The sequence below is a fragment of the Microbispora sp. NPDC049125 genome (assembly GCF_040802045.1).
In the GTDB taxonomy this organism is placed as follows: domain Bacteria; phylum Actinomycetota; class Actinomycetes; order Streptosporangiales; family Streptosporangiaceae; genus Microbispora.
In genome coordinates this window covers 1-13,693 of the sequence record NZ_JBEZDW010000075.1, presented here as the reverse complement: position 1 = coordinate 13,693, position 13,693 = coordinate 1, and the positions used below count along the sequence as shown (strand labels likewise).

Here is a 13,693-nt window from a genome sequence, read left to right as displayed (position 1 = left end):
CTGAAAGCGTGGAAGCTGCTGTCGAAGCTCCGCTGCTGCCCTCACCGCGCCACCCCGATCGTGCAGGCCATCCTCGTCCTGCAAGCCATCGAAGACGACCGCTACTCAGGATGAAAGGGGCTCAATCCAGTAGGTGATACGTACAGCGAACTCGTCGAGGTGAAACCGCAGTTCGCGGAGTTTGCCGTCAAGCTGCTTCGTATACGGCTCACCCAGCAAAGGGTCCTCCGCGGCCAGGATTCCGTCCGCGGTGTCACTGGCTCGTGAAGCGGGTGGGGCGCACGACGAGAACCACCCTGCGCTCGGCGTCACCGACCGGCGCTTCGTACTCCAGCCCGTAGCGCTTGGCCAGCACGTCGAAGAAGACGCCCTCGGGGTCGGGGTCGATCCGTTCGACAATGCCACGGACCTCCAGGTAACGGTATGGCTGGTCCGGATCGTTGATCGAGAGGGCCACGTGAGGACGAGCCCTCGCGTTGCGCCCCTTCTGCCGGTCTGTCGTGGTGGTGAAGCGCAGGAACTCGCCGTCCCAGATGGTCCACACCGGCGTCACCTGCGGGGTGCCGTCGGGCATCAGCGTCGCCAGGTGCGCATACAGAGGGCGGGTCAGCAGGTCGAGGTGGCTTTCCGGGATAAGGGTCATGGAGCCACATTATCAAAGCTCTGATACCTATCAATCCTCTGATACCTATGCCGACTTGTAAGCTCCGCTCATGGACATGCCTGCGGAGGAGCGGCTCGGCCTGGCCGTGAAACGTGCCGAGCAGCGACTCATGGCGGCCAAGCACGCGGCGGTGAAGACCGCGGGACTGACCGTGCCGCAGTACGCCGCCTTGCTCGTGCTGGCGGACAACCCGGGCATCTCCGCGGCCGCCCTGGCCAGGGAGTGCCTCGTCACCCCGCAGGCGATGACCGTCGTGCTGAAGAACCTGCTGGAGCACGGCCTGATCGAGCGCGGCCCGCATCAGTGGCATCGCACGATGCTGGAGACCCACCTCACCGACACGGGACGCGAGACGCTGCGTACCGCGGACGCGGCGGCCGTGGTCATCGAGCGCAGGATCGCCGACGCCTTCACCCCGGACGAACGCGACTCCCTCCGCGACCTGCTCGCCCGCTTCACCCAAGCGATCTAGCACCGCATCGGGCACCGTACCTGCCGAGACCAAGGTACGGCGCGCCACGGCGCGCCACGATGAACACGATGAGCCTCGTCGTCGGAGGACTTCGGCAGAGATGCCGGTGGCGGTCGTGGTCACCCCGGCTGGTACGTGAAGGGCACGGGCACGCTCGTCCCGCCGAGGGTGAAGACGTCCACGATGACGGTGCCGCTCAGGCCGCTGGGCGGGGTGACGATGAGCTGCAGGCTCGAGTTGACGACGACCGCCGCGTCGACCCCGTCGAAGTGGACGTTGATGAGCGGGCTCACGAAGCCGCTGCCGTCGACGTAGATCGGGCTCCCGGCGACGGCGGTGGAGGGCGTCAGGGCCTCCACCGTGGGCCTGTCGAAGAAGGTGAACGCCTGGAAGAGGGTGACCGTGCCTCCGGCAGTCCGGATGGAGACGTCCTTGATCTGCGTCCAGGGGGGAGAGCCCAGTTCGGGGATGGAACCGGGCAGCACGGTGATCTGGGTGTCGGTCAAGGGTGGAAGCAGGGCGGCCGGCATCCCGTCGAACATCACCTGGTTCGTGGTTATGAGATTCCTGCCGGTGATCGTGACAGTGGGTGGGGTAACCGAGATCCCGGCGGGCGGGGCGAGGCTGATCACAACCGGGCGGGCGATGTAGTAGAAGGGCAGCGCGTTGCTCGTGCCGCCGGAGCCCGTGACGGTGACGGCCACCATCCCGGATCCCGACGGGAGGGAGCATGTCGCGACCGTCCCCGCCGGGTTGACGGCCACGGGAACCGTCCTGGCGCCGATCTTGGCATCGGTGACTCCCGTGAGAGCCGTTCCGGTGATGGTGAGGGTCTGCCCGAAGTTCCCCTGCGCGGTCCCCTGCGGTCCGGCGGTGAGCGTGGTGATGATGGGCGCCATGATGCGCTCCTCTCGAGATGACATTCGATCACGTTGATCGGATGAGACCTCGTGGCACGGGGAGGGCGCTGTCGGACGCGGGTGGCCTGGGGTGTCTCACATCTTTTGTATCGCCCGGCGACCGGTCTGTAACTGACCGAACGCGCCATGTGATTGTGGCCCCAGATGACCCGTGTCCCGCGATCCCTTGACCAGGGCGTCGAAGGCCGGCGGACCGTGTGGGTGCCACACCGACGCGGGGGTGGCCGGTGGCCCCGCGGGGCGGGACCACCGTGCCGGGGACGGTCAGAAACCGGGGAAGACCAGGCGCAGGTCGTCCAGGGTGATGGCGCTGCCGGTGAGCTCCACCGCCGCCGGGGTGTGCTCCGGAGCGTGCCGGCCGGAGACGAGCCGCAGCCACCACTCCGCGGGGGCGGTGAGGATCGCGTCCGGCGCGGCCGGCGCGTCGACGATGGCCACCGCCTCGCGGATGTCGAGTCCGAAGGACCGATCAGGGGACGTGGTGTGCACCGCGATGGTCGCCTGGCGGCCGCCGAGCCCCGCGGCCCTGCCCAGGAATCCGACCATGGCCGCACCGCGGTCGATCAGCAGGTCGATGGCCTCCGGGTCCAGCGTCGCCGCCGGGTCGAAGGCCACCTTGACGTCCCAGGTGTGATGGGCGAACTCGCTGAGCCGCATGCCGCAGAAGGTCGCCACGTCCACCGGTGCGGTCGGGAACCACAGCGCGATGCGGACGTCCCGCCTCGTCTGCGGGTCCAGGCCCTCGAAGCGGCGCACCAGCGCCTCGTTGGCCGCCAGAAAGCCCTCGGCCCGTTCGGCCCGCGACATCGCGTCCCATCGGGCCCACACGCCCTGGATGAACTCCCCGGCGGGGGCGCCCGTGCCGGTCAGCGCCCCGTCGAGGGTGGCAAGGCTGATCTCCGCGCCGCTGCCCAGGTGGCTCAGCACCTGGGAGACGTCCCACGCCGCCGCCCCGGACTGACGAGCGAGGTCGTCGGCGGTGAAGCCTCGCACCAGGGCGACGAGCTCGTCGAGCTCCGAGCGCAGGACCTTTATCGTGTGATCCGTTCGATCGGCCATCATGCTCTCCTGTCCAGCGATACGGTTTTCCATCGCCGAACATTAGTGGCAGCCGAAATCCCGCCGGAGACCGGCTCAGTCTCCGATCAAGGCGTCGACGAAGACCTCGGGATCGAACGGAGCGAGATCGTCGGGCCCCTCGCCGAGACCCACCAGCTTGACCGGGACGCCCAGCTCCCGCTGGACGGAGATCACGATGCCGCCCTTGGCGGTGCCGTCCAGCTTGGTCAGGGCGATGCCGGTGACGTTGACGACCTCGGCGAACACCTGCGCCTGGCGCATGCCGTTCTGCCCTGTCGTGGCGTCGAGGACGAGCAGCACCTCGTCGACCATGGCCTTCTTCTCGATGACCCGCTTGACCTTGCCCAGCTCGTCCATGAGGCCGGTCTTCGTGTGCAGGCGGCCCGCCGTGTCGATGATCACCGTGTCGGCCGCGTCCGCGATCCCCTTGGCGACGGCGTCGAAGGCCACGGACGCGGGGTCGCCGCCCTCCGGGCCGCGTACGACTCCGGCCCCGACCCGGTCCCCCCAGGTCTGGAGCTGGTCGGTGGCGGCGGCCCGGAACGTGTCGGCGGCCCCCAGCACGACCTTCTTCCCGTCGCCGACGAGGGCCCGGGCGAGCTTGCCCGACGTGGTGGTCTTGCCGGTGCCGTTCACGCCGACGACCAGGACGACCGCCGGACGGCCGGGCGCCTCCGTGTGCAGCGTCCGGTCGAGCTCGGGGCCGATCTGGGCGAGCAGCTCGTCACGGAGCAGCCGGCGGACGTCCTGCGGGCTGCGGGAGCCGAGGACCTTCACCTTGGTCCGCAGCTCCTCCACCATGACCCGGGTGGGGGCCACGCCGACGTCGGCGGTGATCAGAGTCTCCTCGATCTCGTCCCAGACGTCGTCGTCGAGGCGGTCGCGGGACAGCAGCTCCAGCAGGCCCCGGCCGAGCACGTTCTGCGAACGGGCGAGGCGGCTGCGCAGCCGCACCATGCGCCCGGCGGAAGGCGGCGGGACCTCGATCTCCGGAGCCTTGACGAGCTCTTCGGCCGGAGGAGGCAGCGTGGTCGTCGTGCCGCCGTCCTGTTCACCCAGGCCGGGCGCGGCCCGCTCCCCCACCTCGGGCGCGGGTGCCTCCGGTGGCGTCTGGACGCTCGGGAGATCCTTGGCCTTGGGCCGGAACAGCAGGAACAGGCCCCCAACCGCCAGCACGGCGACGAGGGCCACGATCACGATGATGCCGATGTAACCATCCACACCATGAAGTTTCCCAGACCCCCCGCCATGCTCGGTTCAGCGCGCCCCCCGATCCCTGAACGGCGGGGACCCCACGCGAGGGTCTCAAGGGCGCCCCGAGCCCGCGCGAGCGATCAGGTACGGCGCTCAGCCGTCACGCGAGGGGCGCGGCCGCGTCTGGACTGAGGAACGCCCGCAGCGAGGAACGAGCGAGGACGTGACGAGGGAAGACGTGGCCTCAAAGGCGCCCCGAGCCCGCGCGAGCGATCAGGTACGGCGCTCAGCCGTCACGCGAGGGGCGCGGCCGCGTCTGGACTGAGGAACGCCCGCAGCGAGGAACGAGCGAGGACGTGACGAGGGAAGACGTGGCCTCAAAGGCGCCCCGAGCCCGCGCGAGCGAAGCGAGCGCAATTAAACACGGTCGCGCAGGCGCTGGCTGACGACCTGGGTGACGCCGTCGCCGCGCATGGAGACGCCGTACAGCGCGTCGGCGATCTCCATCGTCCGCTTCTGGTGAGTGATCACGATGAGCTGGGAGCTCTGCCGCAGCTCCTCGAACAGGGTCAGCAGGCGCTGGGTGTTGGTGTCGTCCAGGGCCGCCTCGACCTCGTCCATGACGTAGAAGGGCGACGGGCGGGCTTTGAAGATGGAGATGAGGAACGCCACGGCGGTCAGCGACCGCTCGCCGCCGGACAGCAGCGACAGGCGCTTCACCTTCTTGCCGGGCGGCCGGGCCTCGACCTCGACGCCGGTCGTGAGCATGTCGGCGGGGTCGGTCAGCAGCAGCCGTCCCTCGCCTCCGGGGAAGACCCGCTGGAAGATCTGGGTGAACTCGCGGGCCACGTCCTCGTAGGCGGCGGAGAACACCTGCTCGACCCGGTCGTCGACCTCCTTCACCACGAGCAGCAGGTCGCGCCGGGTCTTCTTGAGGTCTTCGAGCTGCGAGGTGAGGAACGCGTGCCGCTCCTCCAGCGCGGCGAACTCCTCCAGCGCCAGCGGGTTGACCTTGCCGAGCTGGGCCATCTGCCGCTCGGCGATCCGCGCGCGCTTCTCCTGCTCCTCCCGCACGTACGGCGTGGGCGGCTCTCCAGGCACGGGGGCGGCCGGGCCGTACTCGGAGATCAGCGGTTCGAGCTCCAGGCCGTACTCCTCCAGGGCCCGCTGCTCCATCTGCTCCAACCGGAGCCGGCGCTCGGTCCTGGCCATCTCGCTGCCGTGGACGCGGTTGACGAGCCCGTCGAGCTCGGCCCCCAGCTCGCGGACGCGCAGCCGTACCTGCTTGAGCTCCGCGTCGATCGCGCCGCGCGCCCGCTCGGCGTCGTCGCGGTCCTCGGCCGCACGGGCGAGTGAGCCCTCAAGCGCCACGAGCGCGGCCTGGGCCCCCTGGGCGGTGGCCGCGGCGACCTCGGCCTGCCTGCGGCGGCGCTCGCGCTGGACCGCCGCGTTCGCCCGGTCCTCCCGCTCGCGGCGGGCGGCGCGCAGCAGGCCGTCGGCCCGGCCGGCGATGCCCCGCACCCGTTCCTCGGCGGTACGGACGGTGAGCCTGGCCTCCATCTCGGCCTGCCGGGTCACTCCGCAGGTGGCCGCCAGCTCGTCGCGGGTGTCGGTGGTGGGCTCGGCCTCCAGCTCCGCCGCGTACTCCGCCTCCGCCAGCCGCTCCTCCAGCTCGACGGCCGCGGCCTGGGCGATCTCCCGGGCCTCCTGGGCGTCCCGTACGGCCTGGGCGAGCCGGGCGGTCTCGTCCTGGGCGGCCTTGACGGCGGCCTCCATACGGGCCTGCTGCCTGGCAGCGGCGGCGGCCTTCTGGTCCGCGTCGCGCTGCCTGCCTCTCAGGCGTTCGACGACGCCCTGTGCGGCGTTGAGCCCGTTCTGGGCGGCGTTGACGCCGCTCTGGGCCACGCTGACGCCGTTCTGCGCCTCGGTGACCCCGGCCTGCGCCGCCTCCAGGGCGAGCTGGCACTCCCGTTCGGCGGCGACGGCCTCGTCCAAGGCCTCGGCGTGCCGCTCCGCCGCGCCCCGGGCGGTGGCGAGATCCGCCGCCGCCTCGTCGAGCGCGGTACGCATCTCCAGCAGCGTGGTCCCGCCGCCCGATCCGCCGCGTGCGGCGTGCACGCCGAGCAGGTCGCCGGCGAGGGTGACCGCCCTGAGGTCCGGATTGGCGTCGACCACCTTCTGGGCCGCCAGGAGGTCGGGGACGACGACCACGTCTCCCAGGAGCGCATCGACGGCGGGCCGCAGCTCCCCAGGCACGCTCACCAGGTCGGCCGCCCACTCTCCACCGGCGATCGGGATCTCCTGCCGCCGCCCTCCGCCCGGGCGCTCCGACGCGACGAGGAGGGCCGCACGGCCCCCGCCCGCGTCACGGAGGTGCTCCATCGCGGCGACGGCCGCGTTGAGCGAGTCCACGGCGACGCCGTCGACGGCCAACAGCGCCGCCACGGCGGCCTCCGCCCCCGGGCGTACGGCGAGCAGTGTGGCGATGGGGCCGAGCACACCGGGCAACCCCGCGCCCAGCAGGGCGGCGGCTCCGTCGGCGCCTCCGGCGAGGCTCATCTCCAGCGCCTCGCACCGGGCCTGCAGGGCGGCCACCGCTCGCTGGGACTGCTGGTCCGCGGTGCGGGCGGTGCTCACGGCGGTCTTGGCGGCGGCCAGCGCGTCGCGGGGCCCGGCGAGGGCCGCCTTCGCCTGCCTGGCCGCGGCCTCGGCCTGCTCCACCACGGCCCGCGCCTCGTCGACGGCCGCACGGGCGAGGTCCACGCCCTCTTGGGCGGCCTCGAACTCGGCGGCGAGCCCGGGATCGGCCGCCGGCTCGCCGAGCTCCTGCGCGTCGAGGTCCTCCTGGGCCCGCTCCGCACGCCGCCCGGCGTCCTCCACCGCCTTGGTGAGCCTGCCGATCTCCTCGCCGGCGGCCCGGGTCCGGCTCCTCGCCGACTCCACCTGGCCGCGCAGCCGGGCCAGCGACTCACGGCGGTCGGCGGCGGCGCGGGCGGCGGCGGCGAGCCGGCGCTCCTCGGCGGCCAGCGCCTCCTCCGCCTCGGCACGGATCTCCACGGCGGCCGACAGCCGGTCACGGGCCTCGTCGAGCTGCTCGGAGAGCTCCTCCTCCTGCTCGCGGACCTGGGCGGCCTCCCGTTCGAGGTCCTCCGGGTCGCGGCCCCGCCGCTCGATCGCGGCGGCGTCGGCGGCGTGGCGCCGGCGCTCCGCTGCGAGGCTCTCCACCCCGCGCAGCCGCTCCCGGAGCGCCGAGAGGCGGTAGAAGGTCTCCTGCGCCGCCTTGAGGCGCGGCTGGGCGTCGTTCTCCGCGGCCTCCAGCTCGGTCTCCCGCCGCTGCCCCTGGGCGAGCTCGGCCTCCACGTGGCCGCGCCGCGCCTGTACGGCGGCCTCGTCGGCCTCCTCCCGCTGCAGCGTGTCGCGCAGGGTCACCATGTCGTCGGCGAGCAGGCGCAGCCGGGCGTCGCGAAGGTCGGCCTGGATGACGGCGGCCTTGCGGGCGATCTCCGCCTGGCGGCCGAGCGGCTTGAGCTGGCGGCGCAGCTCGGCCACGAGGTCCTGCACGCGGGTGAGGTTGGCCTGCATGGCGTCGAGCTTGCGGAGCGCCTTCTCCTTGCGCTTGCGGTGCTTGAGGACCCCCGCCGCCTCCTCGATGAACGCCCTGCGTTCCTCGGGGCCGGCGTGCAGCACCTGGTCGAGCTGGCCCTGGCCGACGATGACGTGCATCTCCCGGCCGATGCCGGAGTCCGACAGGAGTTCCTGGATGTCGAGGAGACGGCAGGTGTCCCCGTTGATGGCGTACTCGCTCTGGCCGGACCGGAACATCAGCCGGCTGATCGTGACCTCGGTGTAGTCGATCGGGAGCGCGCCGTCGGTGTTGTCGATGGTGAGGGTGACCTCGGCCCGGCCGAGCGGCGGGCGGCTGGAGGTGCCCGCGAAGATCACGTCCTCCATCTTGCCGCCGCGCAGCGACTTGGCGCTGTGCTCGCCCATCACCCAGGCGAGGGCGTCCACGACGTTCGACTTGCCGGAGCCGTTCGGGCCGACCACGCAGGTGATGCCGGGCTCCAGCCGCAGCGTCGTCGCGGAGGCGAAGGACTTGAAGCCGCGTAAGGTCAGCGTCTTGAGATACACGTCCTCCCCCTCACGGCCGCCCGGCGTTTCGGGGAAGACTACAGGTCCAGGGCTGCCCAGGACCTCCGTTGCGGCCCGTCCGTCACCGTCGCGCCGTACGCCGGGGCCTGGCATGTGGCCCGTACGGAACCGCGAGGGTGTGCGCGAATGCGGGCCAGCGATCCGCCCACCACGCCTTGAAACGGACTTTACGGACAACCAACGCGAAGGTGAATTCGCTCACAATTGGGCGGAAATGGCAAGGGACGCCTTTGCGGGGCGTCCCTACAATCCTTTTCCTGTCCTGCCGGCTCTCAGGTGAGAACCGGCTCACGATCCTGAAGCCGGACCAGGTCCTCGTCACGAGTTTGCGCCGCGAGCGCGTCGTTCTGTGCCTGGAGCCGGTTGAGTTCTGCCTCGAGGTCGCGGATGCGCTGCTGGAGGCGGCGCATTTCCGAGATCATTCGAGGGTCAGGACCGCCGACGTGGCCGAGTAGAGCCTTCGCCATAGTAAAGGGTCCTCCACGCTGAGTGACCAGACTGGTTCGCGCACTTCATGCCGCGGGAGGGGTGCGCGTGGTTCCTCTCAAGAGTCGCACCGACAATGGAGGCGGTCAAGTTGAACGCTCCGCACAGATGATCGGTGGGCACTCTCGGTAGGTAAATATACCGTATTTAGGGGGGTTGATGGAAGGGCTACCTCTCGACAAACCCAGCCATACCTCCCTTCGCCTCACTCCAGCGCTCGACCACCCCCCTGACCTGGCCGGGCGTGTCGCCGCCGCGTAACGCGCCGAGCAGCTTCTCGCACGATTCCCTTGGGCCCTCGGCCACGACCTCAACCCTGCCGTCGGCCAGGTTCGCGGCCCATCCGGTCAGCCCGAGCTCCAGCGCGCGGGCGCGGGTCCACCAGCGGAACCCCACGCCCTGCACCTGTCCCCGGACCCACGCCGTCACCCGAACCACGCTTACCAGTATCCAGATCGCCCACGGCCGCCGTCGCCCGGGGCACCCGCGACCCGCCCGGGCTCTACGGCCGGGCGTTCCTGGGCCGGGGCTGGCACTTCGGGCAGCTGTAGGAGGACCGGTTCATGAACGCCTCCCGCCGCACCGGCGTCCCGCACCGGCGGCACGGCTCGTCCCGCCTGCCGTAGACGGCCAGGGAGCGGTCGAAGTAGCCGCTCTCGCCGTTGACGTTCACGTACAGGCTGTCGAACGAGGTGCCGCCCTGGCCGAGCGCCTCCGCCATGACCTCGCGGACCGCGGCGAGCAACTCGCCGATCACGGCCCGGGTGAGGGTCTCGGTCGGCCGCGCCCAGTGCAGGCGCGCCCGCCACAGCGCCTCGTCCGCGTAGATGTTGCCGACCCCGCTGATCAGCGACTGGTCGAGCAGCGCCCGCTTGATCCCCGTACGGCGGCGCCGGACGCCCGCGGCGAACTCGGCGTCGTCGAACGCGTCCTCCAGCGGGTCAGGCGCGATGTGCGTGATCGGCTCGGGCACCGGGCGGGCCGGCCGTACGGCCATCGGCGCGACCAGCAGGTGGCCGAACGTGCGCTGGTCGACGAAGCGCAGCTCCGGGCCGCCGTCGGCGAAGCCGAGCCGCACGCGCAGGTGCCGCTCGACGGGCGAAAGCGGGTCCACCACGAGGAGCTGGCCGCTCATGCCCAGGTGGGCCAGCAGCGCGTCGGCGGCCTCGCCGTCCGGGGAGTCGGCCAGCGGGAGCCACAGGTACTTGCCCCGGCGCTCGGCCGACCGCAGGGTGCGGCCCTTGAGCTGGTCGGGCAGCTCGCCCGCGTTGCGGCGGACCGCCCGCGGATGCAGGACCTCGGCGGACGCGACCGTCCGGCCGGCGACCCAGCGTTGCAGGCCCCTCCGGACGACCTCGACCTCAGGCAGCTCGGGCATCGTGTCTCCCTCCCGGCCGCCGGAACTCGGCGCGGATCAGGCCCGCACCTGCCCGGCGCCCTCACGGGCGTCCCGTATCGCGCGGATCGCCGTCCAGGCCGCCTCGGCCGCCTGCTGCTCGGCCTCCTTCTTGCTGCGTCCCGCGCCCTTGCCGTAGTCCTTGCCGCCGACGCGGACCATCGCGACGAACGACTTGGCGTGGTCGGGCCCGCTCTCCTCGACGTGGTACTCCGGGACGCCGAGCATCTCGGCCGCCGTGAGCTCCTGGAGCGACGTCTTCCAGTCGAGCCCGGCGCCGAGCGAGGCCGACCGCGTGATCAGCGGGTCGAACAGCAGGTGGACGACGCGGAAGGCCTCGTCCAGGCCCTTGTCGACGTAGACCGTGCCGATCAGCGCCTCAAGGGTGTCGGCCAGGATCGACGACTTGTCGCGCCCTCCCGTGCCCTCTTCGCCGCGGCCGAGCCGCAGGTACTTGCCGAGGTCGAGGGTGCGCGCCACGTCAGCGAGCGCCCGCATGTTCACCACGGCGGCGCGGAGCTTGGCGAGCTGCCCTTCCGGCAGGTCGGGATGGTTGCGGTACAGCGTGTCCGTGACCACGAGGCCCAGCACCGAGTCGCCGAGGAACTCCAGGCGCTCGTTGGTGGGCAGGCCACCGTTCTCATAAGCGTACGAGCGGTGCGTCAGCGCCCGCTCAAGGATGCCGGTGCTGATCTGGATGTCCAGCACCTGTTGCAGCTCGTCTCTGGCGACCTCGACGGCCACCGGCTTTCCCGATGGTGCGCCCACAGCTTCTCCTCCGAACTCCTATGCATGGCAGGGCCGTACACGGAGGCGGGTGGAGTGAATGGAAGGCCCGAAGGCGTGGTGGACGCCGGGCCACCGGAGGGGCCCCGGCATCCACCACGGCCGCGGGCGCAGTCGGTGCGTTCCGTTCCGACCGCCACCGCACGTGCCAGTAAAGCACGGTAACGCCGGCCGGGTCGTGTCACGATCCGGCCGGCGCCCCGATTTGTCCGCCTGCGATCAGGCCGACGGCTCAGTCACCTGCCGGCGGTTGTACGTGCCACACGTCGGGCACGCCACGTGCGGGCGCTTGGGCGAGCGGCACTGCGGGCAGCTCACGAGTGCCACCGCCGCCGCCTTCCACTGGGACCTGCGGGCGCGGGTGTTGCTCCGCGACATCTTCCGCTTGGGGACGGCCACGTCAACCCTCCTGATCGTCTTTGTTGTCCTCAACCAAACCTTGCAGCGTCGCCCAACGGGCGTCGATCTTCTCGTGCCGGTGGTCCTCGCCGGCCTCGGCCAGCTTGACCCCGCACTCCGCACAGAGACCGGGGCAGTCCTCACCGCACACCGGAATCAGCGGCAGCGCGAGCACCACCGCGTCACGGAATACCGGCTCCAGATCGAGCAGCTCGCCGTCGAGGAGCAGATCGTCCTCTCCGGCGTCTTCCGCCGAGTAGAAGTAGAGCTCCTGGAAGTCCACCTCGATCTCCGAGGTCAACGGATCCAGGCAGCGCGAGCACTCTCCCGCAAGGGGGACCCGCGCCGTGCCCGTGACGAGCACGCCCTCCATCACCGCTTCGAGCCGGATGTCCAGCTCGACGTCGGCGTCCTTGGGGACGCCGATCATTCCGACCGCGAGATCCACCGGCGCCGGGAGAACCGGACTGCTTCTGCGCATCGATCCCGGTCGACGCCCTAGATCATGAGTGGAAATCACCCAGGGGGCGCGGGGATCGAGGCTGTGCAGAGTCATCCTGCTCTCGTTAGGCATGGCGAATCAACGCCGTCGTGCAAGGCTGAAAGGAAAGAATACCAGTCTCCGGTCAGCCCCTGAGCCGCTCGACGAGCAGCTCGTTCACCAGGTCGGGGACCAGCCCGGACACGTCCCCACCATAGCGGGCGATCTCCTTCAGACGGCTGGACGACAGGAAGGAGTACTCCGGGTTGGTGGACATGAATAGGGTCTCCACGCCCGACATCCGGTAGTTGAGCTGGGCCATCTGCAACTCGTAGTCGAAGTCGCTGACCGCGCGCAGCCCCTTGACGATGACCGGGATGCCCTGCTGCTTGCAGAAGTCCACCAGGAGCCCGTGGAATTTCTCCACCCGGATGTTGCCGTACTCCTTCGTCACCTCCTGAAGCATGTCGATGCGCTCGTCGACCGTGAAGAGGCTGCTCTTCTCGACGTTGATGAGCACGGCCACGACGACCTCGTCGTAAAGACGGGAGGTCCGGCCGATGATGTCCAGATGTCCGTTGGTCACCGGGTCGAACGACCCCGGGCAGACGACGCGACGCAAGGCACACCCCCACGATTTACGGGTTCCCGGCTGCGCGACCGTACCAAACGGACGCTTCGCCGTACCGGCGGACCCTGTCTTCTTCGAAGCCCTGCGGCCACACCATGTCATTCCCCCTGGACTCGCGTTCCACCGCGACGAGCGCCCCCTCCGCCAGCCAGGCGTTGTCGCGCAGCGCCTCCAGCACCCGCGTCACCGCCGCGTCTGTCAGGGCGTACGGCGGGTCGGCGAAGACGAGGTCGTACGGCTCCCCCTCGCACGGGCGGCCCACGACCCGCTCGGCCTTCTCGGCGCGCAGCGACGCCCCGGGCAGCCCGAGGGAGGCGATGTTCTCCCTGATCGTCCGCGCGGCTCTCGCGTCCGACTCGACGAGCAGCGCATGGGCCGCGCCCCGGCTGAGGGCCTCCAGGCCGACGGCGCCGGAGCCGGCGTACAGGTCGAGGACCCTGGCCCCGTCGAGCGGGCCGAGCACCGAGCCGACCGTGGCGAACAGCCCTTCCCTGGTGCGGTCGCTGGTCGGCCGGGTCGACCTCCCGGGCGGCACGGCCAGCCTGCGGCCTCCTGCGGTCCCTGCGATCACCCGAGTCATCCGTTCATTGTCCCGCCCGCCGGCGCCCGCCGCTCCCTGGGTCCCGGCGGCCGCTCCATCGCCGCCGGGCCCTGTCCCGGGCGGCCCGGAAGATCGGTTCAGGTCAAGAGTGGGCAAGCGGCGGCGAGGAATGAGTAAGACCGGTATCGCGGGGCCGCCGGTATCCGCATGATGAGTTCTGCGGCCTTCAAGGTGACCCAGAAGAAGGCCGGCCGGCGTGATCGTGAGCCCTTCCGCACGTCGGCGCCCTCGGCACCTGACTCGAGGGCGGGCCCGGCCGGGGACGGCATTCGGGGGGAGGCCGTCCCAGGGCTGGGCCCTGGGTCATTTCAGGGGGGTGGGGGGGGGGGGGGGGGCCCCCCCCCCCCCCCCCGCCGCCCCCCCCCCCCCCGTGGTGCCACGGGGGGGGGGCGGGTGTATGGGAAGCGGCCGCGGGCCCCCCCCCCCCCCCG

General features: G+C 71.2%; 14 protein-coding genes and 1 pseudogene. 2 read left to right on the top strand and 13 right to left on the bottom strand.

The genetic code is table 11. The annotated features are described in order from the left end of the window. Positions 1 to 114: pseudogene (locus tag AB0B72_RS39670) on the top strand (IS5/IS1182 family transposase); the annotation flags it as partial. A gap of 139 nt (positions 115 to 253) precedes the next feature. Here AB0B72_RS39670 and AB0B72_RS39665 read toward each other — a convergent pair. Next, a complete protein-coding gene (locus AB0B72_RS39665; protein ID WP_367744920.1) occupies positions 254 to 643 on the bottom strand; it encodes a PPOX class F420-dependent oxidoreductase in 390 nt (129 codons plus the stop codon). A 70-nt stretch (positions 644 to 713) separates the two neighbouring features. Here AB0B72_RS39665 and AB0B72_RS39660 point away from each other — a divergent pair, with 70 nt between their 5' ends. Further along, the gene (locus AB0B72_RS39660) at positions 714 to 1,136 is read left to right on the top strand and encodes a MarR family winged helix-turn-helix transcriptional regulator (protein ID WP_367744919.1); all 423 of its coding nucleotides are present in this window, start codon (positions 714 to 716) and stop codon (positions 1,134 to 1,136) included. A 119-nt stretch (positions 1,137 to 1,255) separates the two neighbouring features. On the opposite strand, the gene AB0B72_RS39655 is transcribed toward AB0B72_RS39660, so the two are convergent. From AB0B72_RS39655 to rsmD, 12 genes are all read right to left on the bottom strand, one after another. Next, positions 1,256 to 2,035 carry an IPT/TIG domain-containing protein gene (locus tag AB0B72_RS39655; protein ID WP_367744917.1) on the bottom strand — a complete coding sequence of 260 codons (780 nt, stop codon included), beginning with the start codon at positions 2,033 to 2,035 and terminating at the stop codon, positions 1,256 to 1,258. 285 nt (positions 2,036 to 2,320) lie between these two features. After that, positions 2,321 to 3,148 carry a maleylpyruvate isomerase family mycothiol-dependent enzyme gene (locus AB0B72_RS39650; RefSeq protein WP_367744916.1) on the bottom strand — a complete coding sequence of 276 codons (828 nt, stop codon included), beginning with the start codon at positions 3,146 to 3,148 and terminating at the stop codon, positions 2,321 to 2,323. A gap of 42 nt (positions 3,149 to 3,190) precedes the next feature. Then, complete coding sequence (gene ftsY, locus AB0B72_RS39645; protein ID WP_367744915.1) at positions 3,191 to 4,357, bottom strand: signal recognition particle-docking protein FtsY; 1,167 nt, start codon at positions 4,355 to 4,357, stop codon at positions 3,191 to 3,193. A gap of 390 nt (positions 4,358 to 4,747) precedes the next feature. Then, a complete protein-coding gene (locus tag AB0B72_RS39640; RefSeq protein WP_367744913.1) occupies positions 4,748 to 8,461 on the bottom strand; it encodes an AAA family ATPase in 3,714 nt (1,237 codons plus the stop codon). Between the two features lie 293 nt (positions 8,462 to 8,754). Continuing rightward, entirely contained in the window at positions 8,755 to 8,949 is a 195-nt protein-coding gene (locus AB0B72_RS39635) for a hypothetical protein (RefSeq protein WP_367744912.1), read from the bottom strand. 187 nt (positions 8,950 to 9,136) lie between these two features. Next, entirely contained in the window at positions 9,137 to 9,406 is a 270-nt protein-coding gene (locus AB0B72_RS39630) for an acylphosphatase (protein ID WP_367744910.1), read from the bottom strand. 64 nt (positions 9,407 to 9,470) lie between these two features. Then, positions 9,471 to 10,346, bottom strand: coding sequence for a bifunctional DNA-formamidopyrimidine glycosylase/DNA-(apurinic or apyrimidinic site) lyase (gene mutM / locus AB0B72_RS39625; protein ID WP_367744908.1), 876 nt, complete (start codon positions 10,344 to 10,346; stop codon positions 9,471 to 9,473). 36 nt (positions 10,347 to 10,382) lie between these two features. Continuing rightward, positions 10,383 to 11,108 (bottom strand): ribonuclease III, encoded by a 726-nt coding sequence (gene rnc, locus AB0B72_RS39620; protein ID WP_367744922.1) that lies wholly within the window; start codon positions 11,106 to 11,108, stop codon positions 10,383 to 10,385. A gap of 261 nt (positions 11,109 to 11,369) precedes the next feature. Further along, entirely contained in the window at positions 11,370 to 11,549 is a 180-nt protein-coding gene (rpmF, locus tag AB0B72_RS39615; protein WP_367744907.1) for a 50S ribosomal protein L32, read from the bottom strand. Position 11,550: 1 nt separating this feature from the next. Continuing rightward, a complete protein-coding gene (locus tag AB0B72_RS39610) occupies positions 11,551 to 12,105 on the bottom strand; it encodes a DUF177 domain-containing protein (RefSeq protein WP_367744906.1) in 555 nt (184 codons plus the stop codon). Positions 12,106 to 12,175: 70 nt separating this feature from the next. Further along, entirely contained in the window at positions 12,176 to 12,652 is a 477-nt protein-coding gene (gene coaD, locus AB0B72_RS39605) for a pantetheine-phosphate adenylyltransferase (protein ID WP_367744904.1), read from the bottom strand. Positions 12,653 to 12,668: 16 nt separating this feature from the next. Next, positions 12,669 to 13,241: a 16S rRNA (guanine(966)-N(2))-methyltransferase RsmD gene (gene rsmD / locus AB0B72_RS39600; protein WP_367744903.1), complete on the bottom strand. Its 573-nt coding sequence runs from the start codon at positions 13,239 to 13,241 to the stop codon at positions 12,669 to 12,671. Positions 13,242 to 13,693: the final 452 nt, after the last annotated feature.

Bases quoted from the DNA above. Each gene is read 5' to 3' on its own strand.
- AB0B72_RS39665 (WP_367744920.1), bottom strand. From the start codon at position 643: ATGACCCTTATCCCGGAAAGCCACCTCGACCTGCTGACCCGCCCTCTG.
- AB0B72_RS39660 (WP_367744919.1), top strand. From the start codon at position 714: ATGGACATGCCTGCGGAGGAGCGGCTCGGCCTGGCCGTGAAACGTGCC.
- AB0B72_RS39655 (WP_367744917.1), bottom strand. From the start codon at position 2,035: ATGGCGCCCATCATCACCACGCTCACCGCCGGACCGCAGGGGACCGCG.
- AB0B72_RS39650 (WP_367744916.1), bottom strand. From the start codon at position 3,148: ATGGAAAACCGTATCGCTGGACAGGAGAGCATGATGGCCGATCGAACG.
- AB0B72_RS39635 (WP_367744912.1), bottom strand. From the start codon at position 8,949: ATGGCGAAGGCTCTACTCGGCCACGTCGGCGGTCCTGACCCTCGAATG.
- mutM (WP_367744908.1), bottom strand. From the start codon at position 10,346: ATGCCCGAGCTGCCTGAGGTCGAGGTCGTCCGGAGGGGCCTGCAACGC.
- AB0B72_RS39610 (WP_367744906.1), bottom strand. From the start codon at position 12,105: ATGACTCTGCACAGCCTCGATCCCCGCGCCCCCTGGGTGATTTCCACT.
- rsmD (WP_367744903.1), bottom strand. From the start codon at position 13,241: ATGACTCGGGTGATCGCAGGGACCGCAGGAGGCCGCAGGCTGGCCGTG.